The sequence below is a fragment of the Mycobacterium asiaticum DSM 44297 genome (assembly GCF_000613245.1).
Taxonomy (GTDB): Bacteria; Actinomycetota; Actinomycetes; order Mycobacteriales; family Mycobacteriaceae; genus Mycobacterium; species Mycobacterium asiaticum.
Map to the genome: position 1 here is coordinate 229,266 of NZ_HG964939.1, position 23,412 is coordinate 252,677.

Below are 23,412 nucleotides of genomic sequence, written 5' to 3' on the forward strand. Positions count from 1 at the left end.
TCAGACCCGGCCGGAGAAGTCACTCCTGCCGCTCATCGCTCGAAGCCTCCTCGGGCTCCGGTTCGACACCCGGCGTCTCTTCTTCCGGGTCGTCCGAGGATTCGTCGGGCTGGATGTCGTCGTCGAAAACCCCCAGGACGGGTTCTTCGGCATTCACGGGTACGGGCTTCGGTCGACGTCGCCGGGGTCGACGCCGAATCCCGCCGGCCATCACCACCGTGACCGCACCGACAACCGTGAACCAGAACAGCACACCCAGGAACAGCGCGCCCTTATCGACGCCGACGTCTCCGAAGTTTCCCAGTCTGCCGCCACCGCCATAGCCCAGCAGCGTCATCGCCGACGCACCCACGACTCCGGCCACGAGCAGCTTGGCCACCGCCGCGAACAATGGCAGCGCACGCCGGGCGCATTGTTGCCCGACCGCGACACCGGAAGCCGCGCCGATGATCAGCAGGGCCACCCACACCGGACCCAGCGGCGGCGTCGGCGCGGCGGCCAGGATCGGCAACGCCGGCACATCACCGCCGAACACCGTGAACGAGCTGAACGTCGCGAAGCCGATGTGCGCGCTCGAGCCGACTGCCACCGCCGACGCACCGACGATGACGTTGGGCGTGTACAGCACCGACAGCACGGTCAGGTTGAATTGCCCCCAGATGGACTCGGTGATGCCGTACAGGTCCTGCATCGTCGCCCAGTGCACAACCAGCGACCCGGCCGTCACCAAACCCGACAGACCCACCAATGCCAACACCCCGGCGGTGGCCGCGCGTAGCGAGTCGCCCAGCCAGTTGGGCAGCGGGGAGGCGGCCAGCGCGCGTCGGCCCACCCGCGACCACACCCCGATCGCGGCGCCGATCGCATGCACCACCAGCACGCTCGTGAAAGCCCGCAGGGCGCTGGGCGTCTGCAGTTCGGTCAGCACCGACGACGCGTCGTGAATCACCGCCAGTGCGATCGCCGTCATCAACAACGGCCCGCCCAGCGACGACGCGATGACCCAGCGCACCACCAGCCACGACGAGTACGGGGACGTTGCCCGCGACGTGGCGCGCGCGGTGGCCCACACCATCAGCAGGACCGGGAGCAGCGGCATGACGCCGAGCTCGCGGCCGCCAATCGATACGGGCACCTGGTGGACACCGAGCCACATGCTCGCAATGGCGCCCAAGGCGCCGGTCATGTCGCTGTTGGCGATCAACAGCTCCAGCAGCGTTACAGCTGCAATGACGACCAGCGCCACCACCGCGGGCGCGAACGCCACCCGGACGAGGTCACGCGCCTGCCGAGCGCCCGCGGACTGGTTGTCCTCGCTTCTTGCCGACACCCTGTTCACTCTTCGCGCAGGAGCCTGACCAGGCGCGAGAGCGCCCGTTTAGACCGGCGCCGAACCAGGCGACGACTGCTGGCCCTGTCCGTAGGACTGTTGTCCTTCCGCGGGCTGTGAGTAATTGACCGGAGCCTGGCCCGCCTGGGATCCAGAACCGGCGCTGACCGGCGGCGGCGGGCTGAAGCTCGGAAACCCGGTGGGCGGGGTGTGTGTCGGTCCCTGCTGCTGTTGCGGAGGGGGCGACTGCGCCGGCTGCTGGGCCGCGAACCCGCCGGACTGCGGGTTGGGGCTCGACGGGTAGCCGCCGCCGTACTGCTGGCCGTAGCCGGCGGGGTTCTGCGCGGGCTGCTGTGCACCCGGCTGACCGTAGTAGCCGCCCGGTTGTCCCCCGTACTGGCCGTACTGTCCGTACTGTCCGTAACCACCGAACGGGTCGTACTTGGGCCGCGGCGTCGGGGCGGTGATCACGCCCGCGTCCAGCAGCAGCGCGGCGACCGCTGCGACTGCCTCGAAAACGATCAGCACCAGCACGATCCACAGCGCCCAACCGGTCGAGTACGTGTTCGGCTTGTTGAACGTCGCGGAGATGACGAGCAACACGGCCAGCACCGAGAGCACCGCGACGATCGTCACGTAACTCTTGGCTTTGGGCAGCAGACTCACCCCGGCAAGCAGTGCTGCCAGGACGGCCACCAGCACCGCCAATCCGAATTCACCGGACAACTCACCGCTGGCGCCGCCGAGATCGTTGCCGTTGTTGAAGATCGGACCGAAACTGAAGAAGTAGGCGAGCAGACCCAGCGTCGCCACCGCGATCGTCAGGTACGCCCCCAGCTTGCTCTCACCCGGTTCGGCCTGCGCTGGCGCGGGAGTGTTCGCGGCGCCGTAGGACCCTGGCGGCTGCGATTGTTGATATCCGGGAGTACCGGGTGAGTAGGTCATGACTCCTCCTGTTGCTTCCGGTGGCCGCATTGCGTGGGGCGGCGCCAATCGTGCGACGCCATTCGACCAACCACGCTAGCGCACCTTCCGGAACAAAGGCCCGCCACCGCTCGGGGCCACGCTGAGCCGCTCGGGTGGCGTCACAGCGGGGCCGCTCGCGCGCAAAAGTAGAACACGTTCTAAATTGAGGCATGGACTACGGACTCGTGCTGTTCACCAGCGACCGCGGCATCTCTCCGGCGGCGGCCGCCAAGCTTGCCGACGACCACGGTTTCCAGACGTTTTACGTCCCCGAACACACGCACATCCCGATCAAGCGCGAAGCGGCGCACCCGACCACGGGCGACGCCTCACTGCCTGACGACCGTTATATGCGCACCCTCGATCCCTGGGTCAGTCTGGGCGCCGCCTGCGCGGTGACTACCCGCGTCCGGCTGTCCACCGCGGTGGCGCTGCCCGTCGAGCACGACCCGATCACCCTGGCGAAAAGTATTGCGACCCTGGACCACCTTTCCGGCGGGCGGGTCAGCCTCGGCGTCGGCTTCGGCTGGAACACCGACGAACTCGCCGACCACAACGTGCCGGCCGGCCGCCGTCGCACCATGTTGCGCGAGTACCTCGAAGCGATGCGGGCGCTATGGACCCAGGAGGAAGCGGAATACGACGGCGAGTTCGTCAAGTTCGGGCCCAGCTGGGCCTGGCCCAAACCGGTGCAATCTCACATTCCTGTGCTGGTCGGCGCGGCGGGCACCGAGAAGAACTTCAAGTGGATCGCGCGCAGCGCCGACGGCTGGATCACCACTCCCCGCGACTTCGACATCGACGAGCCCGTCAAGCTGTTGCAGGACACCTGGGCCGCGGCGGGACGTGACGGCGCGCCGCAGATCGTGGCCCTGGACTTCAAGCCGGACGCCGACAAGCTGGCGCGCTGGGCGGAGCTCGGCGTGACCGAAGTGCTGTTCGGCATGCCCGACAGCGACGAAGACAAAGTCGCGTCCTACGTGGAGCGGCTGGCCGGCAAGCTGGCCACCTTCGTCTAGGGCGAGCAGCGGTTGCCGTAGTCGAAGGACCGCACCTTCACCGCGGTACCTAGCGGGTCCTCGTCGGTGAGGCGGGCGATCAATCCGTCGTCCTCGGTGGTTGCGATGAAGCGGCTGCCGTCAGAGTCCAGGCGCCCGATGATGATTCCGGTGCGGCGTCCGTCGTCCCGGCGCACGGTGTAGGTCTCGATGGTGCCGGGGCCGTCGGGGTGTTCGGTGACCGGCACGGTGGGGCCGCCGTCGACCTGCTCCTGCAACTGCGCGCTGCGGTCGGATCGCCACGGCGCGGGTTCGGTCGAATACACGCCGACCGAGTACTTGCTCAGGATGCCGCCGTTGGCGCCGACGAGGCCGAATTCCCCCGGCGCACTGCGCATCCGGGCGACAGTCTCGGCGACGGCGTGCATCGAGTAGTTGTTGCCGGCACCGCCGAAGAACGGTAGGCCGCCGGTGAGGGTGAGACCACGCGGATCATCGGGCGCGATCGACAGTCCGTCGCAGATGTTGAACACCGGCACCGGGAAGCAGCTGTACAGGTCGAAGGTGGTGACGTCGTCGACGCCGATCCCCGCCACATCCAGCGCCTCGCGCGCCGCCAGCACGGCCGACGGCGCATGCCCGAGGTCGGGACGTTCCAGCAAGTCCTGCTCTTGCAGGTCGGCGTGGCCGCGCAGGTACACCCATCTCTCTTGCGGTACGCCCAGCCGGCGCGCCGCGGCGATCGACATCAGCAACGCCGCCGCGCCCTGGTTCACCTGGTCGCGGGCGACCATCAACCGCGGGTACGGGTCCGAGATCATCCGGTTGCGCTCGGTGACGGTGATCAGCTCGTCGACGGTGCGCTCGACCGGGGCGGCGGCGAACGGGTTGTTTGCGGCGACCTTGCTGAACGGCGCGAACAGCTCGCCCATGCGGCGCAGATACTCGGCCGGCCCCAACCCAGTCCCGGCACGCCGCGCATTTTCCAGCAATGCGTACTGAGTCGGCGCATCGATAAGACCGTGAATCACGGTATTCCGGGACACCAGATAGTCGATGCCCTGGCCGCGGTCTTCGAGGTCGCCTTCGATGTTCTCGGTGAAGTCGGGTCTATCGGTGGCCTGGGCGAAATGACGCAGCGTAGACGTCGCATCGGAGCCGAAGATCAGCGCCACCTCCGAGCGGCCTGCCGCGATCTCGCCGGCCAGCTCGGTGATCAGGTGCTGCGGACCCTGACCGCCGACGATTTCCAGGATCGCCCGGCCCGGCTCCGCGCCGATCCGCTTGGCCACCGACCGCGGGTAGTTGTTGGATCGTCCCAGCGGTGCGTTGGCCACCGGCCCGGAGATCTCGAACTGCCGCAGCGCCGCGATGGTATCGACGGCACCTGCCACCCCGATACCGCCGCTGTCGTCAAGAGCCGCCTGCGCGGCGGCGGCGGCCAACTCGACGGGTGACATCGCCCGGTAATCCGGATCGGCGATGCGCTCGGCGGCCTGCCCGACGCCGACGACGACGGGCGTCCGCGGATCCAGTTTCATAGCTCAACTATCTACCGCAGCCGTGCGCTCTGTTTGCAGGCGGGGTGAAGTTGGGATCGGTAGACGCCGTTGCGGCAATACCGTTCTGCCGTCCGGTGACCCGCGGGAGGTCGCCGCAACGGTTGGAGGTCGGAGATGTCCCACGTGATCGCGGTGCCCGAGTTCATCAGCGCGGCCGCGTCGGATCTGGCGGACGTCGGTGCGCTGGTCAGTGCGGCCAATGCGGCGGCGGCATCGCCCACGTCCGCATTGCTGGCGGCGGCCGCCGACGAGGTATCCGCTGCGATCGCAACCGTGTTCGGCACCCACGGGCAGACCTACCAATCGCTGAGTGCTCACATCGCCGGTTTCCACCAGCAGTTCGTTCAGCTGTTGACCGCCGGTGCGAATTCCTATGCCACCGCCGAGGCCACCAACGACTCGCTGCTGGCGGCGATCAATGACCCGTTCGAACGGTTCCTGGGCCGTCCGCTGATCGGCGACGGCGCCAACGGCGTCGACGGCACAGGCTCCAACGGCCAGAACGGCGGCCTGCTGTGGGGCAACGGCGGCGCCGGCGGTTCCGGCGGCGCCGGCCAGAACGGCGGGTTCGGTGGGGACGGCGGGTTCCTGTTCGGCAACGGTGGCCGGGGCGGAGCCGGCGGGGCCGCCAACGGCGCCGGCCTCGTCGGCCTGGGTGGCGCTGGCGGTAACGCCGTCGGCCTGTTCGGCCACGGCGGCGCCGGCGGGGTCGGCGGAGCCAGTCCCAATGGCGTCGCCGGAGACGGCGGATGGGGTGGCAGCGGCGGGTTCCTATGGGGCAACGGCGGCGCCGGGGTGCCGGCGGGAATGGCTTCGTTGCCGGCTGGGGTGGCTACGGCGGCGACGGCCTCGGCCTGCTCTATGGACTGGGCGGCGTCGGCGGAGCCGGCGGCGATTCCCTGGTGTTCAGTAATGGCATCGCCGGTGTCGGCGGGACCGGCGGCAGCGGCAACATTTTGTTCAACCTGATCTCGACCGGCGCCGACGGCGGTACCGGAGGGGCAGCGGTCGGCAACGCCAACATCGGTGGTCAGGGCGGCCAGGGCGGCAGCGGCGCAGGCCAGTTGTTCGGCGTCGGCGGCAATGGCGGCGCCGGCGGAGCGGCCAACCTCGCCGTCGGCGGCAATGGCGCGCAGGGCGGCTACGGCGGGTACTTCTTCGGCATCGGGGGCGACGGCGGCAACGGCGGCATCGGGGCTATCCCGGGCATCGGTGCACCCGGCGGGTTCGGTGCGTACTTCCTGGTCGGCCCGAACGGCAAGCCGGGGGTGTCACCTTAGGGTGCGCGACCAGACGCAGCGCTACAGCGCTACAGCGCTACAGCCCTACAGCGCTAGAGGGTCTTGAGGATCTCCCGGGCCAGCGCGGCCGTCTCGGACGGGGTCTTGCCCACCTTTACGCCTGCCGCTTCCAACGCATCCTTCTTGGCCGCCGCGGTGCCCGACGACCCGGACACGATCGCGCCCGCGTGCCCCATCGTCTTGCCTTCCGGCGCGGTGAACCCCGCGACGTAGCCGACGACCGGCTTGGTCACATTCGCCTTGATGAAGTCGGCCGCCCGCTCCTCGGCGTCACCGCCGATTTCGCCGATCATCACGATCAGTTTGGTGTCGGGGTCCTTCTCGAACGCTTCTATGGCGTCGATGTGGGTGGTGCCGATCACCGGGTCGCCGCCGATACCGATCGAGGTGGTGAACCCGAAATCGCGCAACTCGTACATCATCTGGTAGGTCAGTGTGCCGGACTTGGAAACCAGACCCACCGGGCCGGGACCGCTGATGTTGGCCGGGGTGATGCCGACCAGCGACTGACCGGGGCTGATGATGCCGGGGCAGTTCGGTCCGATGATGCGGGTCTTCTGCCCTTTGTCGACGTTGTAGGCCCATGCATAAGCGCTGTCCTGCACCGGAATTCCCTCGGTGATCACCACCAGCAGCGGAATCTCGGCGTCGATCGCCTCGATAATCGCGTCCTTGGCGAACACCGGCGGCACGAAGATGATCGACACGTCGGCGCCGGTCTTCTCGATGGCTTCCACGACGCTGCCGAACACCGGCAACTCGACGGGCTCCCCGTCAGCGTTCTTGTGCGCGACGGTGGTGCCGGCCTTTCGGGCGTTGACCCCGCCGACGATCTGGGTGCCCGCCGCAAGCATCCGGGCGGTGTGCTTGGTGGCCTCCGCGCCGGTGATGCCCTGGACGACAACCTTGTTGTCTTTTGTCAGGAAGATAGCCATTTGGGTCGTCGTCCTTTCTCAGGCGCTCGCCAGCTCGGCCGCTTTGTCGGCGGCGTCGTCCATCGTCGCGACCAGGGTCACCAGCGGATGTTTGCCTCGGCCAGGATGCGCCGGCCCTCCTCGACGTTGTTGCCGTCCAGGCGCACCACCAACGGCTTGTTGGCCTCGTCGCCCAGGATCTCGAGAGCCTTGACGATTCCGGTGGCCACCGCGTCGCAGGAGGTGATCCCGCCGAACACGTTGACGAACACGCTCTTCACCTGCGCGTCGCCGAGCACCACATCCAGGCCCGCAGCCATCACCTCGGCCGAAGCCCCACCGCCGATGTCGAGGAAGTTGGCCGGCTTTACCCCGCCGTGCTTCTCGCCGGCGTAGGCGACGACGTCCAGCGTCGACATGACCAAGCCGGCGCCGTTGCCGATGATCCCGACCTGGCCGTCCAGCTTGACGTAGTTGAGGTCGTGCTCCTTGGCCTTGAGCTCCAGCGGGTCGGTGGCCGCGCGGTCCTCGAACTCGACGTGGCCGGGCTGGCGGAAGTCGGCGTTCGCGTCGAGGGTGACCTTGCCGTCCAAGGCCAGGATCCTGTCGTCCGGAGTGCGGACCAACGGGTTGACCTCGACCAGGGTGGCGTCTTCGCCGACGAATACTCCCCACAACTTCTCGATGGTGACCGCTGCGGCATCCAGCACGTCGGCAGGAAGGTGACCCTGCTCGGCGATGGAGCGCGCGAACGCCCGGTCCACGCCCTGGACCGCATCCACCGGGACCTTGGCCAGCCGATCCGGCTTGGTCGCGGCCACCTCCTCGATCTCCATGCCGCCTTCGACCGAGCACATGGCCAGGTAGGTGCGATTGGCCCGGTCGAGCAGGAAGGAGAGGTAATACTCCTCGGCGATGTCGCTGGCCTCGGCGACCAACAACTTCTTCACGATGTGGCCCTTGATGTCCAGCCCGAGGATGTTCTTGGCGTGCTCGTAGGCCTCTTCGGGAGTCGCGGCGTACTTCACGCCGCCGGCCTTGCCGCGCCCACCGGTCTTGACCTGCGCCTTCACCATGACGGGCGCGCCGACTTCCTCCGCGATGGCTTTCGCGCCTTCAGCGGTGTCGGTCACCCGGCCTTGCGTGCCGGGTACGCCGTGTTTGGCGAACAGTTCCTTGGCTTGGTACTCGAACAGATCCATGGGGCGTCACTGCCTTTGCTCGGCTTGTCTACTAGGCCAATTAGGGTGGCGGTGCCGCATTCGGCAACTCGCACGGAGGAACTGTATCGACACCCCGAACGACCTTTGTCGCCGCATCCCATCGCTGTGGTGCACGTCACCCGAGGCGACGGCACGCGATGACGTGACCCAAGTCACAAAAGCGGCCGCATTTTGCGCTGAGGTTGCCAGCCCCATACCTTTGCGGATACCTTCTCAAGGTCCAGATAACGTTATGGTCACGATACGAGGACATTTCAGCTTGTCCCAGCACCGAATTACCCGCTCTACCAGCGTGGCTACCCCGCGCGCGCACCGGGATCGCTGGCTACAGCATCACCGCAACGAAGTCACCGAGATCATTCCGCTGGACGGCTTCGACGAGTTCGACGACCTCGAGTTGTCCGATCTTGACGAGCTGGACTTCGGCGAGTCCGAGTTCAATCTCGACGAGCAGCTACTGCATGCACCGGAGCTTGACGACCTCAACGACGTCGACGAGTTGATCCCGCTGTGGCTGGCTGCCCCAGTCACCGAAGTGCTCCCGCGGGTGGTCATCGAGACCGAATCCGGTCTTGAGACGACCGACGTCATGCCGGTGCCGCGCCGCGGCGGAAGTCACCGCAAGGAGCCCACCAGCGCGGCCAAAGGACGCCTGCTGATCGGGGCGATGGCCGCCGGTGCGGCCGCTGCGGCGACGCACACCGCGCTCAGCCAGTCCGACACCGCCAAGATCGAGACGGTGTTGACCGCGAACGCGTCGAACATGTCGGGCGGATCCGGCAGCAATGTCTCGCGGGGCGTTCAGGTGATCGCCGCTGCGCCCGCCAACGCCGCCTTGCACAACGAAGAACTCGCCCGGGGCAACGCCTACGCACAGGAGCGCGCCCAGCGCGAGGCGCGGCTGCAGCAGCCGCTGTACGTCATGCCGACCAAAGGCATCTTCACTTCTAACTTCGGCTACCGCTGGGGTGTCCTGCACGCCGGCATCGACCTGGCCAACTCGATCGGCACGCCGATCTACGCGGTGTCAGACGGGGTCGTCATCGACGCCGGTCCGACCGCGGGCTATGGCATGTGGGTGAAGCTGCGCCACGCCGACGGCACCGTCACGCTCTACGGGCACGTCAACAGCACGCTGGTCAGCGTCGGCGAACGCGTGATGGCGGGCGATCAGATCGCGACCATGGGCAATCGGGGCTTCTCCACCGGCCCACACCTGCACTTCGAGGTGCTGCTGGGTGGCAGTGAGCGGATCGACCCGGTGCCGTGGCTGGCCAAGCGGGGACTCTCCGTCGGCAACTACGCCGGCTGACCGGTGACCGCGCCCAGCGATCCCGGTCCGCGCGAGAATCCGCCCGAGCCCGGCGAATCACCGGGCGAACCCCGCACCCGAATCATCCGGCGTGCGCCGACGGCGCCGCTGCCGCCGATCCCGGATTCCGCGCAGCCCACTCAAATCATCCGGCGGGCACCGTCCTTGCCGTCTGGCCGGACGCCGTCACTGCCCACAGTGCTGCCGCCGCCGACTCGGGCCCGTACCGCGGTGGCGGCCAGCGCGGTAAGCATCGTCAGCGGCTGGGCGACGTCGGTGGTGGCCACCGATCTGATAGCCGGCTGGTGGCAGACGGACCGATTGTTCTGCATCGCAGTCGGATTCCTGGCGTTGGTCTTCGCGATCACCACCGTCTCGGGTGTCATCCTGCTGCTGCTGCGCCGTCCGGTCGGGCGTTACCTGCTGGTGGCGGGGGCGGTGGTGGCGCTGCTGACCTACCTCGGCGTGTTCATCGCGGGCGCGCGGGTGGCGTGGCTGGTACACCTGCTGCCGCTGTTGCCGGTCGCTAGCGGCGTGCTGGCGATGCTGAACGAGACCCGGCGCTGGGTCGAATAGGCTTGTGCCGCTTGGCGTCAGAGCTTGCTGATCGGTGCGTGGTTGTGCATCAGCTTCACCCGCCCGGCGCTGCCGAAGTCGATCAACGACATCGCCGATTCGCCGACGCCGGATACTTCCTCGACGCGGCCCAGGCCGTACTTGTCATGCGTCACCCGGTCACCAGGCTCCAGCACGATGAGTGGACGCTTGGCGGCTCCCGAACGCGTGGGCGCCGCGCGTGGGGTTCCGAACCGCCCGGCGCCGCTCACCGGCGCGCTGAACGACGGCTTGGGGGCGGTACGCCGCCAGTCGATGAGCTGCTGCGGAATCTCGCGCAGGAAACGGGATTCGGGGTTCAGCATGGGCTGACCCCACGATGACCGGACGATGGCCCGGCTGACGTACAGCCGCTGCCGGGCCCGGGTGATCCCGACGTAGGCCAGTCGCCGTTCCTCGGAGAGCTCGACCGGGTCGTCGAGGGCGCGCATGTGCGGGAACATGCCGTCCTCCCAACCGGTCACGAAGACCACCGGAAACTCCAGCCCTTTGGCGGTGTGCAGGGTCATCAGCGTCACCAGACCCGAGCCGTGCTCCGGGATCTCGTCGGTGTCGGCGACCAGCGACACCCGTTCCAGGAATGCCGCCAGCACCCCGGTGTCGGGTACGTCCTCGTTGTCGGCGTTGGTCTCGGCCGCCAGGGCCTCCGCGTTCGCCAGGTCGATGCTGAATTCGTGGGCGACGCTGACGAGTTCGTTGAGGTTGTCCAGCCGCGCCAGCTCCTGCGGGTCGGTAGAGGATTCCAATTCCCTGCGGTAGCCGGTGCGTTCCAGCACCGCTTCGACCAGTTCGCCGAGATCGTCGTCGAGGTGCCCACGCAGCTCGTCCAGCAATTCGACGAAGCCCGCAATCGCCTTCTCGGCCCGGGTGTTGAGCATCGGGACCTTGCCCTCGGCCCCGGCCTGCAAGGCGTCGGCGAAGCTGGCACCGGTGTTCTCGGCGTACACCGCCACACACGCCTCGGCTCGATCGCCGATACCGCGGCGCGGCGTGTTGAGGATGCGTCGCATGCTGACCGCGTCGCCCGGGTTGTCCAGCACCCGCAGGTAGGCGACGATGTCTCGGATTTCCTTGCGTTCGTAAAAGCGCACTCCCCCAACAACTTTGTAGGGAATGCCGGCACGGATGAAGACTTCCTCCAGTGACCGCGACGAGTTGTTGGTGCGGTAGAAGACCGCGACGTCGTTGTAGGTGATCTCGCCCCGATCGGCCAGCGCGTCGATCTCCTCGGCCACAAACCTGGCCTCGTCGTGTTCGTTGTCGGCGACGTAGCCGACGATCAACTCACCCTCACCGGCATCGGTCCACAACCGCTTCTCCCGGCGTCCGGAGTTGCGGGCGATCACCGAGTTGGCCGCCGACAGGATGTTCTGCGTCGAGCGGTAATTCTGTTCCAGCAGAATAGTTCTGGCGTCCGGGTAGTCGCGCTCGAAGTCTTCGATATTGCGGATGGTGGCGCCGCGGAAAGCATAGATCGACTGGTCGGCGTCGCCGACCACGCACAGCTCGGCGGGCGGCACGTCGTCCGCCGTGTTATCACCGCCGTGCCCGACCAGTTCCCGCACCAGCACGTACTGGGCATGGTTGGTGTCCTGGTACTCGTCGACCAGCACGTGGCGGAACCGGCGCCGGTAGTACTGCGCGATATCCGGGAAGGTTTGCAGCACCGCGACGGTCTCGCCAATGAGGTCGTCGAAGTCCAATGCGTTGGCCGCCCGCAGCCGGCGCTGGTATTCGCCGTAGACCGAGGCAACGGTGCGGGCGAGGTCATCGGATTCGTCGGTCAGATTGGACACCGCCTGGTGCGGGTCGATCAGTTCGTTCTTCAGGTTGGATATCGCGTTGGCCAGCAGTCGCGGCGAGTACCGCTTGATGTCCAGGCCCATGTCTCGGCCGATCATCTGCAGCAGGCGGCGGGAGTCGTCAGCGTCGTAGATCGAGAAGTTGGAGTTCAGCCCCTCGATCAGGGATGCCTGGTTGCGCAGGATCCGCACGCACGAGGAGTGAAACGTTGACACCCACATGTACCGCGCGCGCGGACCGACCAGGTTCACGACGCGTTCCCGCATCTCGGCCGCGGCCTTGTTGGTGAAGGTGATAGCCAGGATCTGACCCACCCCGACCCCGCGCTCGGCAATCAGGTAGGCGATGCGCCGGGTCAGCACCGCCGTCTTGCCCGAACCCGCCCCGGCGACGATCAGCAGCGGCGAACCCTGATGCACCACCGCCTGGCGCTGTTGCGGATTGAGGCCCGCGAGCAGTTCGTCTACCGCGGATGGATGGGAGGACTCGGCTTCGGTCGCGTGCACACTCATGTCGTTCCAAACTTACCGCCGCCGGCCGACAGCCCGACGGCGCAGCCTATGACGGCGTTATTGGTCGAAGCCGGACTGCTTCACACCCGCGTGGTTCGAGCCCGAGTTGTCGGTGCCCGAGCTGGTGAAGCCCGAGTTACGCACACCGGTGTGGCCGAAACCGGAGTTGTCCGAGCCGGAGTTCATGAAGCCGACATTGCCGGTGACCCCGCCGTTGGCGTAGCCGACGGAGAAGTTGGCCGTGTTGGAGATGCCGATGCTGTTGACACCGGAATTGAAGAAGCCGGTGTTATTCGACTTCGTATTCTGGAAGCCGGTCTGGTTGTTGCCGATGTTTCCGTAGCCTTCGCTGTTGTTGCCGTTGTTCTCGAATCCCGATGTGTTGTTTCCGTGGTTGTTGAAGCCCGACGTCCCGGAACCGGTATTGCCGAAACCTGAACTGGAAAGTCCTGTGCTGGTTGCGCTGCCAAAACCGGTGTTCACAAATCCCGCGTTGCCGACGCCGGTGTTGATGTTTCCCGAATTCCAGAATCCGGTGTTGGTGTTGCCAGCATTCCAGAATCCGGTGTTGCCCACCCCCGAGTTGCCATAGCCCACGCTGCTGGCACCGGAGTTCCCGAAGCCCACGGTGCCGGTGGTGCCGGAATTGAAGGCACCTACCGCCTGGCCGCCGCCGTTGCCGACGCCCATGTTGTTGCTGCCGGCGTTCCAGAACCCGAGATTGCCGTTGCCGGAGTTGCCGAATCCCACATTGGTGCTGGTGGTGTTGGCGAAACCGGTGTTGATGTTGCCCGAGTTCCAGAAGCCCGTATTGGTGTTCCCGGTGTTGGCGAACCCGGTATTGACGTTGCCCGAGTTGCCGATACCCCAGTTCCCGTCCCCGGAATTGAAGAATCCGACGTTGTTGTTGCCCGAGTTGAACAATCCGACATTGCCGACGCCGCCGTTGAGGCCGTTGAGGTTGATGCCGAACTGATTGTCGCCGGTGAGGCCGATGCCGAAGTTGTTATTGCCGGTGTTCCCGAAGCCCAAGTTGTTGCTGCCGAAGTTGCCAAAACCTATGTTGAAGTTGCCCTTGTTGCCGATGCCGACGTTGGTGTTGCCGAGGTTGCCGTTACCCAGGTTCGCGCTACCCCGGTTGCCGAAACCGTAGTTGCCGGTACCCAGGTTTCCGCTGCCGACGTTGAGGTTGCCGGTATTGCCGTTGCCGACGTTGCCGCTGCCGCTGTTTCCGCTGCCGATATTGCCGCCCGCGGTGGCCTGCGAGTTGCCGAAGCCGATGTTGCCGTTGCCCCGGTTGCCGCCACCGAGGTTTCGGGTCCCGGTGTTGCCGCTGCCGAGGTTGAAGCTGCCGGTGTTCCCGTCACCGAAGTTCAGGATCCCGTTGAGGTTGCCGCTGCCGATATTGAGGTTGCCCTTGTTACCGCCGCCCAGGTTGACGTTGCCGGTGTTACCGCTGCCGAGGTTCAGGCTGCCGATGTTGCCCAGACCAAGGTTGGCCGCACCAATGTTGCTCAGCGTCGACAGCAGGCCGCTTCCGGGGATGTTCTGCAGCAACTGCTGCCAGGGCGCGAGCGCCTCCGCCACCGCCGAAGCGCCGGCGTAATAGCCGAACATCGCCGCAACGTCTTGAGCCCACATCTGTTCGTAGGCGGCCTCCGCGGCGGCGATTGCCGGCGCGTTCTGGCCGAACAGGTTCGACAACACCAGGCGCACTATCTGAGATCGGTTGGCCGCCACCGCGATCGGCTCTATTGTTGCCGCCCGCGCCGCTTCGAACACGCCTGCCACCGTCCGGGCATGCCCGGCCGCGCCCGCGGCCTCCGTAGCCGCCGCGGCGAGCCAATCCGCATACGGCGCCGCGGCGGCCGACATCGCCGCGGACGCCGGACCCTGCCAGGCCTGACCGACCAGGTTCGCGGTCACCGAGCCGAATGACGATGCCGCCGCGCCCAGCTCCTCGGCCAGCCCCTCCCAGGCGGTGGCTGCCGCCAGCATGGGGGCTGACCCGGCGCCGCTGAACATCAGCAGCGAGTTGACTTCTGGCGGCAATACCATGAAATTCATCAACAGTCCTTTCTGAACTGTTCGATTGGCCCCGGACAGCGAGTAGAGAGCCTACGACCTCGTGCGGAATCACATCGGCCATTTCTTCGAATGTTCTTGACGCGCGTTTTTGCGCACGCACGCCAGTTGGTGGCACACTCGTCTCGTGCTCAACAGGCAGCGCCGATTTTTCTACGGGTACCCGCCAGCGGTGCCCGTGGTCTAGCTGCCTTCGCAGAGCCCCGTGGTCCGCTTCCGGATTCGGGGCTCGTTTCTTGTGTGAGGCCTAAACCCGGATGAGACCAGACCCCCCACCTCACGAGAACGCGGAGATAGCAGAGATGAACACCATCGATACCGAACAACTCGGCATTGACGAATTGCGCCAGGAGATCGACCGTCTCGATGCCGAGATCCTGGCGGCGGTCAAGCGGCGCGCGGAAGTATCCCAGGCGATCGGCAAAGTCCGGATGGCCTCGGGCGGAACCCGGCTGGTGCACAGCCGGGAGATGAAGGTGATCGAGCGCTACAGCGAGCTAGGACCCGACGGCAAAGATCTGGCGATGCTGCTATTGCGCCTGGGCCGAGGACGACTCGGCCACTAAACGGTTACTGTTGCCGTTACATTCAACCGTCACCTGCTTTGCTGGGGTAAATTTCGCCGGAAATGGTGACGGCATTAACAGCTGGGATTTCGCCGCTGCGCCGGTTGATGCTTCTGTTGACCGCAGCGTTGCTGGCCCTGCTGGGTGGCTTGTCTAACAGCTCGGCGACCTCGTCGGCTTGGTCGCGGCAGGGTCAGCCGGTCGAGTACCTGATGGTCCCGTCCGCAGCTATGCACCGACAGATCAAAGTCGAATTTCAGGCCGGCGGCCCCCACGCCGTGTATTTGCTCGACGGGATGTTGGCCCGCGACGACTTCAACGGCTGGGACATCCATTTGCCGGTATTCGACTGGTTGGCCCCGACCGGCCTGTCCGTAGTGATGCCGACCGGTGGAATGGCGAGCTTTTACTGCGACTGGTACCGGCCGGCCGTCGGCAACGGCGGGACGTGGACCTACAAATGGGACACGTTCCTGGCCCAGGAGCTGCCTCAGTGGCTGGCGACCAACAAGGCCGTCAGCGCCTCCGGCAACGCTGTGGTGGGTGCGTCCATGGCGGGTTCGGCGTCCCTGATCCTGGCGGCCAAGCATCCACAGAACTTCGTCTACGCGGCCTCGATGTCTGGGTTTCTCAACTTGTCCGCCGGCAACTGGCCGTCCTTAGTCAGCGCCGCGCAACTGGGGGCGGGCGGCTTCCGCTCCGAGGCCATGTGGGGACCGCCCGGCGACCCGGCGTGGGCCAGCAACGACCCCACGGTCAATGTGGCGAAGCTGGTGGCAAACAACACCCGCATCTGGGTCTACACCGGCGACGGCGGCAAGTCGGACGCCGACACCAAGCTGGACGCCAGCCTCCTGGAAAGCGCAACGCGCATCAGCAACAAGGTGTTTCAGGCCAGGTACCAGGCCGCGGGCGGGCGCAACGGGGTGTTCAATTTCCCGGCCAACGGCACCCACACCTGGTCGTACTGGGGCGAACAGTTGCAGGCGATGCTGCCGGATCTGCAGCAGGTGCTCGGCGCCACGGCGTTGCCCTGAACCGCCCGCCCCCGAAACTGAAAAATCGCAGCGGAAGTGCGAGTGGACACCTGCAGATTTTCAGCCTCGACGAATGCCGGCGAGACTCGGACGCTGACCGGCACCCCGTCCCCGCACTAGGGTCGAACCATGACCTCTGAGACATCAGACATCACCGCCACGCCGGCGTGGGACGCGCTGCGCCGGCACCATGACCAGATCGGGGAAACCCACCTACGGCAGCTCTTCGCCGACGATCCGGATCGCGGCCGCGAACTCACCCTGACCGTCGGCGACCTCTACATCGACTACAGCAAGCACCGCATCACCCGCGAGACAGTACGACTGCTGATCGACCTGGCGCGGGCGGCCAACCTGGAAGAGCACCGCGACCAGATGTTCGCCGGCGCGCACATCAACACTTCCGAGGACCGCGCGGTGCTGCACACCGCGCTGCGGTTGCCGCGCGACGCCGACCTGATCGTGGACGGCCAGAACGTGGTGCGCGACGTCCACGAGGTGCTGGACGCGATGGGCGATTTCACCGACAAGCTGCGCAGCGGCGACTGGAAGGGGGCCACCGGGGAACGGATCAAGACGGTCGTCAACATCGGCATTGGCGGCTCGGACCTGGGCCCGGTGATGGTTTACCAGGCGTTGCGCCACTACGCCGACGCGGGCATCTCGGCGCGCTTCGTCTCCAACGTGGATCCGGCCGACCTCGTGGCAACACTTGCCGATTTAGAGCCCGCCACAACGCTTTTCATTGTCGCGTCCAAGACGTTCTCCACGCTGGAGACGCTGACCAACGCGACGGCCGCGCGCCGTTGGCTCACCGATGCGCTCGGCGACGCCGCGGTGGCGAAGCACTTCGTTGCGGTCTCCACCAACAAGCGGTTGGTCGACGAGTTCGGCATCAACACCGACAACATGTTCGGCTTCTGGGATTGGGTCGGTGGCCGCTACTCGGTGGACTCGGCGATCGGGCTGTCCGTGATGGCCGTCATCGGCCGGGAAGCCTTCGCCGACTTCCTGTCCGGGTTTCACATCATCGACGAGCACTTCAGGACGGCCCCCTTGGAGTCCAATGCCCCTGCGCTGCTTGGGCTTATCGGCTTGTGGTATTCCGATTTCTTTGACGCGCAATCGCGGGCCGTGCTGCCGTACTCGAATGATCTGGCCCGGTTTGCCGCCTACCTGCAGCAGCTCACCATGGAATCCAACGGCAAGTCGACCCGTGCCGACGGCACACCGGTGACCACCGACACCGGTGAAATCTATTGGGGCGAGCCGGGAACCAACGGTCAGCACGCTTTCTACCAGCTCTTGCACCAGGGGACGCGTCTGGTGCCGGCGGACTTCATCGCGTTCAGTCAGCCCCTCGACGACCTGCCCACCGCCGAAGGCACCGGCAGCATGCACGACCTGTTGATGAGCAACTTCTTCGCACAGACCCAGGTGCTGGCGTTCGGTAAGACCGCCGAGGAGATCGCCGACGAAGGCACCCCCGCCGACGTGGTGCCACACAAGGTGATGCCCGGAAACCGGCCCACCACATCGATTCTGGCGACTCGGCTGACACCGTCGGTGCTGGGCCAGTTGGTGGCGCTCTACGAGCATCAGGTGTTCACCGAGGGTGTGATCTGGGGCATCGACTCGTTCGACCAGTGGGGCGTGGAGTTGGGCAAGACGCAAGCCAAGGCGCTGCTGCCGGTGATCACCAGCGACGGTGCGCCCGAGAAGCAGTCGGACAGCTCGACCGACGCGCTGGTGCGCCGCTACCGAGCCGAGCGCGGCCGCGCCAGTTAGTGGTCCCTTTAAAATCCGACCGCCTATCCTTTGTAGGTGCCCGCTACTGTCGATAATCGGCAGCGCCGCGAATGACGACTATCGCGGCGTGCCCGGCGTGTGGCACGGAGACTCTCGAACGTGCGCGGTTCTGTCACGGATGCGGCGCGCCAGTGAGCGCCGAAGGCGTTCGCGCAGAGTACAAGCAGGTCACCGTCTTGTTCGCGGACGTAGTGCACTCGATGGACATTGCGGCGGCGGTCGGTGCGGAGCGGTTGCGTGAGATCATGGCCGATCTTGTGGCGCGCTGCGCCGCAGTGGTCAGGCGGTACGGCGGCACGGTCGACAAGTTCACCGGCGACGGGATTATGGCGGTGTTCGGCGCTCCGGTGGCATTGGAGGACCATGCGGTTCGCGCTTGCCTGGCGGCCCTGGAGCTCCAGAATGAGGCGGTCAAATTGGCCCCGGAGATTCAACACCGCGATGCCGTGGATCTGCGACTCCGCGTCGGATTGAATTCGGGACAAGTCGTTGCCGGTGAAATCGGTTCGGGTGGCTTGGGTTACACCGCCGTCGGTGAGCAGGTTGGGATGGCGCAGCGGATGGAATCGGTCGCGCCGCCCGGCGGGGTAATGCTCAGCGAGGCAACGGCCAGACTGGTCGAGCACGCGGCAGTGTTGGGCGAGCCGGAACTCGTCCGCATCAAGGGAAATGATCAACCGGTATCTGCTCGAAGATTGATGGGCTTGGGGGAACGGAATCAGACAGCGGGACCGGCTAAGCCGAATCTCGTCGGCCGGCGGGAAGAGATGTCCGCCGGCGAGGAACTGCTGAATCGGGCTGTGAGCGGCAACGGCGCGGTAGCAGTCCTGGTGGGCTCCGCCGGGATCGGCAAGAGCCGTCTGGTGCATGAAATCTGTGCGCTGGCAGTTGACCGGGGCGTCGAAGTCGTCAGCGCGTTCTGCGAATCACACACCATCCAGATGCCGTTCCATGTCGTGGCCCGCCTATTACGGGCGGAGGCTCATTTGTCGGGTGTCGATGCCGAAGCCGACCGCGCTCGGCTACGCGACCGCTACGCCGATGCCGATCCGGAAGACCTTGCCTTACTTGAAGATTTGCTAGGCATCCGAGATTCCTCCACCACCCTGCCCGATATTGCCCCGGATGCGCGCCGTCGGCGTTTGACCGCACTGGTGATTGCCGCCTCCCGCGCGCGTCGGAACCCGGTGACCTGGGTCATCGAGGACGCGCACTGGGTCGACGAAGCCAGCGAATCAATGCTGGGCGAATTCCTCACGGTCATCCCGCAGACGCCCACGTTGGTGCTTATCACCTGCCGTCCTGAGTATCGTGGCGAGCTAGCATATGTCACCGAGGCCAAGACGATTGGCCTTGCGCCGCTGAGTGATACAGAATCCGCTACCCTGCTTGGGGAGCTTCTCGGATGCGACCCGACGGTTGCCGCGCTGACGAAGACAATCGGAGCACGGGCGGCCGGCAACCCGTTCTTCGCCGAAGAAATGGTGCGGGATTTGGCCGAACGCGGTGTGCTCCGCGGCAACCCAGGGGCTTACACCTGCCGCGCGGATGTCGGTGACGTCAGGGTGCCCGCCACCCTGCAGGCCACGATCGCAGCCCGCATCGACCGACTCGAACCGTGGGCAAAACGGGTGTTACGGGCCGCGGCCGTAATTGGCTCGCGCTTCAGCGCCGACCTGCTCACCTCGCTGGACGTCGACGCGGTCCCGCGCAGTCTGCTCGACGCCGAACTTATCGAGCGGGTTGACTCGGGGACAACCGAGGAATATGCGTTCCGTCACCCGATGATCCGTACCGTCGCGTACGAGTCGCAGCTCAAATCCGACCGTGTCGGCATGCACCGGCGGCTGGCCGCCGCGGTCGAGAGGAGGATGTCCGGATTGATCGGCGAGAACTCCGCATTGATCGCCGAGCATCTTCAGGCTGCCGGGGACCTCGGCGAAGCCTATGTCTGGCACCTACGTGCCGGCGAATGGGCCACCACTCGCGACAAGGCCGCGGCGTGTCGCAGCTGGGAACGCGCGCGCCGGATTGCCGATGCTGTGCCCGATGACGCCCCGGACCGTATCTCGATGCGCATCGCGCCACGTAAATTGCTTTGTGCTAATGGATTTCGTGCCCACCTCGAGATCGAGCCCTACTTCGCGGAACTGCGGGAATTGTGCTCGGCCGCCGGGGACAAGGCGTCCTTGGCTATCGGCATGGCGGGGTTGATCATGGAGCACTTCGTCTACGGCCGGGTACACACGGCATCCGGCCTAGCCTCCGAACACATGGCGATGATCGAATCGATAGGCGATCCGACGCTCACGATTGGGTTGTCGCTAGGAGCGATCGCCACCAAGATCCAGTCCGCGGAGATGCGCCTGGTGCTGGCGTGGTCGCAGAACGTCGTCGAACTGGCCCAAGGCGATCCCGCCCGCGGAAACGCCATCGTCGGTTCGCCTTTGGCGGTGGCGCTGGCGACGCGCGGCACCGCTCGATGGGCCTTGGGCCACAGCGGCTGGCGAAAAGACTTGGAGGACGGCGTTGCAACGTCGCGCGGAACTGAACCGTGGTCGCACGCCATGGTGGTCACGTACAAGTACCTCGGGGCGATACCCAATGGAATCCTGCTGGCGGACGACCTTGCCCTGCAGGAGATCGGCGAGGCGCTACGCAACGCGGAGCGCTCAAGTGACGACCGGGCGCTGGGCCTGGCCAGGCTGACCGAGGGCATTGCATTGGTGCATCGGGATTCCCTGCAAGACCGGCAACGCGGCCTCGATGTGTTGAGGGATGTCTGCGAAATGTGCGAGCACGACAAGTACTATCCCTCGGACCGCCCCGTCGCCAATGTCTGGGCAGCATGGGAACTCGCCAGGCGCGGTGATCGCGAATCCGCCCTACCGCGGTTGCGTGCGGCGGTCGACGAAATGTTCGGTGCCGGCCAGTTCGGGCATTGCGGCGCGGCTACCAGTGCGTTGGTGCAGACGCTGTTGGCCGGTGGCACTGACCGTTCCATTGCCGAAGCCGTCGAGGCGATCGACAGGATGGCGGCCGCGCCGGGCGACCAGGGTTTGGTATCGCGGGAGATCCAGCTGGTGCGGATGCGCGCGCTGCTCGCCCGGGCGCGTGGTGATGCGCCCGCGTACATCCAGCTTCGGGATCGCTACCGCGCCATGGCGACGGCATTGAGTTTTCAGGGGCACATCGCTTGGGCCGCGGCCATGCCGTGACGCGCGAGTTAGTTGCGCGAGCAGCTAGGCGAACCGCTTCGTCAAGGGCGGCGGCAGCACCCGCATCAGCTGCACCAGCGGCGCCCACGGCCACCACGGCACCGCAGCGCGACCCGGCTCCCGCTCGATGGCGTCGACGAGCGCCTTGACACCGGTTTCGTTGTCCACCATCAGCATTGTGCTGTTCGACTTGGCGGTCATCTCCGACTCGATGTAACCGGGCTCGATCACCGTCACTTTGACCGGGCCTTTGGCGTACTCGGCACGCAGCGATTCGCCCAGCGAACTGAGGCCGGCTTTGCTGGCGGCATAGGCGGCCTTCACGCCGGGCACGCCCTTGTTGCCCAGCACCGAGGAGATCAGCACCAGATGCCCGGACCCGCTCTTGTTGAACATCTCCAGCGCGGTCTCAATCTGCGCCAGCGCGGCGATCAGGTTGGTCTCCAGCGTCGCCTTGTTCGCCCACAACTTGCCCGACCCCAGTTTGGCACCCTTGCCGATGCCGGCGTTGACGATGACGCGGTCGATGCCGCCGAGCACGTCGCTCAGCTCGGCGAACACCTTCGGCACCTGGTCGTGGTCGTTGACATCCAGCGCCGCGACAGCGATCTTGATGCTCGGATACTGTTGCGAGAGTTCAGCTTTGAGTTCATCCAGGCGGTCGGTGCGGCGGGCGCACAACGCCAGGTCGCGCCCCTTGGCAGCGAAGGCGCGGGCCATTCCGGCACCCAGCCCGGAACTGGCTCCGGTGATGAGGATTTTCTGGCGAGTCACCCAGGCAGCATATCGGCTACTTGAGCAGCCGGGACATGCGCCGGTCGGCCAGCACCTTGCCGCCGGTCTGGCACGTCGGGCAGTACTGAAATGACTTGTCGGCGAACGACACTTCCCGCACCGTGTCTCCGCAGACCGGGCAGGGCAACCCAGTGCGGGCATGCACCCGCAGTCCGGAGCGCTTCTCCCCCTTCAGCATGGCCGCACCCTGGCCGACCGATCTGCTCACCGCGTCGGTGAGAACGGAGATCATCGCGTCGTGCAGCGTGGTGAGTTGCTCGTCGGTCAGTTTGGCGGCGGTAGCGAACGGGGAGAGCCGGGCGACGTGCAGGATCTCGTCGCTGTAGGCGTTGCCGATGCCGGCGATCACTTTCTGGTCGGTGATGACGGTCTTGATCCGCCCGGTATTGCCGGCCAGCACGCGGGCCAGGTCGTCGGGCCCAAGTTCCAGCGCGTCGGGCCCCAGCGCGGCGATCTGAGGTACCTGCTGCGGGTCGGTGACCAACCAGACGGCCAACCGCTTCTGGGTGCCGGCCTCCGTGAGATCGAAACCGGGCGCCTCCCCCGGCGTCCCGAGATGGACGCGCAGCGCGATGGGCCCCTTGCCGGGTCGCAGCGGCGCCGCGGCCAGTTTGTCCGACCAGCGCAACCAGCCCGCCCGCGAGAGGTGGGTGATCAGCCATAGCCCGCCGGCCTGCAGCCCGAGGTACTTGCCCCAGCGGCCGGCCTGGGCCACGGTCTGGCCGTGCAGTGCGTTGATCGGCGGATCGAAGGTCTTGAGCACCGACAGGGCGGCGACGTCGACGCGACCAACCGTCAGACCGACGGCATGTCGGCGCAAGTGGTCGGCCAGCGCTTCGATCTCGGGGAGTTCAGGCACCTGTCCAGTTTGCCGGTTGCGGCGCCGAAGCGTCAGGCCCCTCCGGGAGCGCCTTCAGCCGGGGTAGCGGAACCCAGTTGCTCACCACCGCCGAGGAAACCGCCCTGCCCGCCACCGCGGGAGTAGAAGCTCCCCTCGCCGCTGGCGAACTGGTCGGCCGGGGCCGGTGCACTCTGGCCCAGCAACGCGGAGTGCTCGGTGGCCTCGCCGCCCAGCCAACCGCTGTGCACGGCGATACCGCTGGCGCTCTCGGCCTGATTGCCCTCGCCCGCGGCGCTGGGACTGGCCGCGGCGGCCGCTGGGGCGGCACTGCTGCTCAGCCCGTTGGCAGCGCCCTGACCGAACACGAGCGGGCTGACGGCACCGAGGCCCGCAGTCTCACCCACGCCGTCCACGGGGACCCCGACGGCGGCACCCGGCAGGACGCCTGCGTGCGTGGAGTCACCTGCTGCACCGAAGCCGGCGTAGCGCAAGCCGGGCAGCAACTGAGCCGCACCCGCACTGCCG

The 23,412-nt window shown here is 66.4% G+C and carries 15 protein-coding genes and 4 pseudogenes; 8 read left to right on the forward strand and 11 right to left on the reverse strand.

The window, feature by feature from the left end:
- Window positions 1–19 precede the first annotated feature (19 nt).
- Window positions 20–1,339 carry a cell division protein PerM gene (locus tag BN972_RS25035; RefSeq protein ID WP_080697187.1) on the reverse strand — a complete coding sequence of 440 codons (1,320 nt, stop codon included), beginning with the start codon at window positions 1,337–1,339 and terminating at the stop codon, window positions 20–22.
- A gap of 39 nt (window positions 1,340–1,378) precedes the next feature.
- Window positions 1,379–2,275 carry a DUF5336 domain-containing protein gene (locus BN972_RS25040; RefSeq protein ID WP_036364379.1) on the reverse strand — a complete coding sequence of 299 codons (897 nt, stop codon included), beginning with the start codon at window positions 2,273–2,275 and terminating at the stop codon, window positions 1,379–1,381.
- Between the two features lie 191 nt (window positions 2,276–2,466).
- Here BN972_RS25040 and BN972_RS25045 point away from each other — a divergent pair, with 191 nt between their 5' ends.
- Window positions 2,467–3,315: an LLM class F420-dependent oxidoreductase gene (locus tag BN972_RS25045; protein WP_036364381.1), complete on the forward strand. Its 849-nt coding sequence runs from the start codon at window positions 2,467–2,469 to the stop codon at window positions 3,313–3,315.
- Here the strand turns inward: BN972_RS25045 and BN972_RS25050 are convergent.
- Complete coding sequence (locus tag BN972_RS25050) at window positions 3,312–4,835, reverse strand: acetyl-CoA acetyltransferase (protein WP_036364386.1); 1,524 nt, start codon at window positions 4,833–4,835, stop codon at window positions 3,312–3,314. The two genes, BN972_RS25045 and BN972_RS25050, sit on opposite strands and share 4 nt — an antisense overlap.
- A 135-nt stretch (window positions 4,836–4,970) precedes the next feature.
- Between BN972_RS25050 and BN972_RS31050 the strand changes: the two are divergent.
- Window positions 4,971–6,052 (forward strand): annotated as a pseudogene (locus tag BN972_RS31050) (PE family protein); the annotation flags it as partial.
- A 137-nt stretch (window positions 6,053–6,189) separates the two neighbouring features.
- Here the strand turns inward: BN972_RS31050 and sucD are convergent.
- Entirely contained in the window at window positions 6,190–7,092 is a 903-nt protein-coding gene (sucD, locus tag BN972_RS25065; RefSeq protein WP_036364389.1) for a succinate--CoA ligase subunit alpha, read from the reverse strand.
- Between the two features lie 18 nt (window positions 7,093–7,110).
- Window positions 7,111–8,273, reverse strand: a pseudogene (sucC, locus tag BN972_RS25070) (ADP-forming succinate--CoA ligase subunit beta).
- A gap of 313 nt (window positions 8,274–8,586) precedes the next feature.
- On the opposite strand from sucC, the gene BN972_RS25075 reads away from it, so the two are divergent.
- Both BN972_RS25075 and BN972_RS25080 read left to right on the forward strand, forming a co-directional pair.
- On the forward strand, window positions 8,587–9,606 hold the full coding sequence (locus BN972_RS25075) for a M23 family metallopeptidase (RefSeq protein ID WP_390176237.1): 1,020 nt from the start codon (window positions 8,587–8,589) through the stop codon (window positions 9,604–9,606).
- 3 nt (window positions 9,607–9,609) lie between these two features.
- Window positions 9,610–10,182, forward strand: a complete 573-nt coding sequence (locus tag BN972_RS25080; protein ID WP_036364392.1) for a hypothetical protein — start codon at window positions 9,610–9,612, stop codon at window positions 10,180–10,182.
- 17 nt (window positions 10,183–10,199) lie between these two features.
- Here BN972_RS25080 and pcrA read toward each other — a convergent pair whose 3' ends face one another.
- Both pcrA and BN972_RS25090 read right to left on the reverse strand, forming a co-directional pair.
- Entirely contained in the window at window positions 10,200–12,536 is a 2,337-nt protein-coding gene (pcrA, locus tag BN972_RS25085) for a DNA helicase PcrA (RefSeq protein WP_036364395.1), read from the reverse strand.
- 57 nt (window positions 12,537–12,593) lie between these two features.
- Window positions 12,594–14,603 (reverse strand): PPE family protein, encoded by a 2,010-nt coding sequence (locus tag BN972_RS25090; RefSeq protein ID WP_036364398.1) that lies wholly within the window; start codon window positions 14,601–14,603, stop codon window positions 12,594–12,596.
- A gap of 275 nt (window positions 14,604–14,878) precedes the next feature.
- Here BN972_RS25090 and BN972_RS25095 point away from each other — a divergent pair, with 275 nt between their 5' ends.
- The 4 genes from BN972_RS25095 to BN972_RS25110 all read left to right on the forward strand — a co-directional run bounded on the left by BN972_RS25095 (window position 14,879) and on the right by BN972_RS25110 (window position 21,251).
- Window positions 14,879–15,187, forward strand: a complete 309-nt coding sequence (locus BN972_RS25095; RefSeq protein ID WP_080697192.1) for a chorismate mutase — start codon at window positions 14,879–14,881, stop codon at window positions 15,185–15,187.
- 62 nt (window positions 15,188–15,249) lie between these two features.
- Window positions 15,250–16,224 (forward strand): esterase family protein, encoded by a 975-nt coding sequence (locus tag BN972_RS25100; RefSeq protein WP_036364404.1) that lies wholly within the window; start codon window positions 15,250–15,252, stop codon window positions 16,222–16,224.
- Between the two features lie 129 nt (window positions 16,225–16,353).
- Window positions 16,354–18,012, forward strand: coding sequence for a glucose-6-phosphate isomerase (pgi, locus tag BN972_RS25105; RefSeq protein ID WP_036364407.1), 1,659 nt, complete (start codon window positions 16,354–16,356; stop codon window positions 18,010–18,012).
- Window positions 18,013–18,164: 152 nt separating this feature from the next.
- Entirely contained in the window at window positions 18,165–21,251 is a 3,087-nt protein-coding gene (locus tag BN972_RS25110) for an ATP-binding protein (protein ID WP_315968812.1), read from the forward strand.
- A 24-nt stretch (window positions 21,252–21,275) separates the two neighbouring features.
- Here the strand turns inward: BN972_RS25110 and BN972_RS25115 are convergent, their stop codons facing one another.
- The 4 genes and pseudogenes from BN972_RS25115 to BN972_RS25125 form a co-directional block, all read right to left on the reverse strand.
- Window positions 21,276–22,025, reverse strand: a complete 750-nt coding sequence (locus BN972_RS25115) for an SDR family oxidoreductase (RefSeq protein WP_036364413.1) — start codon at window positions 22,023–22,025, stop codon at window positions 21,276–21,278.
- Window positions 22,026–22,041: 16 nt separating this feature from the next.
- Window positions 22,042–22,530 carry a zinc finger domain-containing protein gene (locus BN972_RS30660; RefSeq protein WP_390176241.1) on the reverse strand — a complete coding sequence of 163 codons (489 nt, stop codon included), beginning with the start codon at window positions 22,528–22,530 and terminating at the stop codon, window positions 22,042–22,044.
- Window positions 22,531–22,662: 132 nt separating this feature from the next.
- Window positions 22,663–22,905, reverse strand: a pseudogene (locus BN972_RS30665) (DNA-formamidopyrimidine glycosylase family protein); the annotation flags it as partial.
- Between the two features lie 32 nt (window positions 22,906–22,937).
- Window positions 22,938–23,412: pseudogene (locus tag BN972_RS25125) on the reverse strand (hypothetical protein); the annotation flags it as partial.

Coding starts and splice junctions, on each gene's coding strand:
- BN972_RS25040 (WP_036364379.1), bottom strand. CDS start 2,275: ATGACCTACTCACCCGGTACTCCCGGATATCAACAATCGCAGCCGCCA.
- BN972_RS25045 (WP_036364381.1), top strand. CDS start 2,467: ATGGACTACGGACTCGTGCTGTTCACCAGCGACCGCGGCATCTCTCCG.
- BN972_RS25050 (WP_036364386.1), bottom strand. CDS start 4,835: ATGAAACTGGATCCGCGGACGCCCGTCGTCGTCGGCGTCGGGCAGGCC.
- sucD (WP_036364389.1), bottom strand. CDS start 7,092: ATGGCTATCTTCCTGACAAAAGACAACAAGGTTGTCGTCCAGGGCATC.
- pcrA (WP_036364395.1), bottom strand. CDS start 12,536: ATGAGTGTGCACGCGACCGAAGCCGAGTCCTCCCATCCATCCGCGGTA.
- BN972_RS25090 (WP_036364398.1), bottom strand. CDS start 14,603: ATGAATTTCATGGTATTGCCGCCAGAAGTCAACTCGCTGCTGATGTTC.
- BN972_RS25095 (WP_080697192.1), top strand. CDS start 14,879: ATGAGACCAGACCCCCCACCTCACGAGAACGCGGAGATAGCAGAGATG.
- BN972_RS25100 (WP_036364404.1), top strand. CDS start 15,250: ATGGTGACGGCATTAACAGCTGGGATTTCGCCGCTGCGCCGGTTGATG.
- pgi (WP_036364407.1), top strand. CDS start 16,354: ATGACCTCTGAGACATCAGACATCACCGCCACGCCGGCGTGGGACGCG.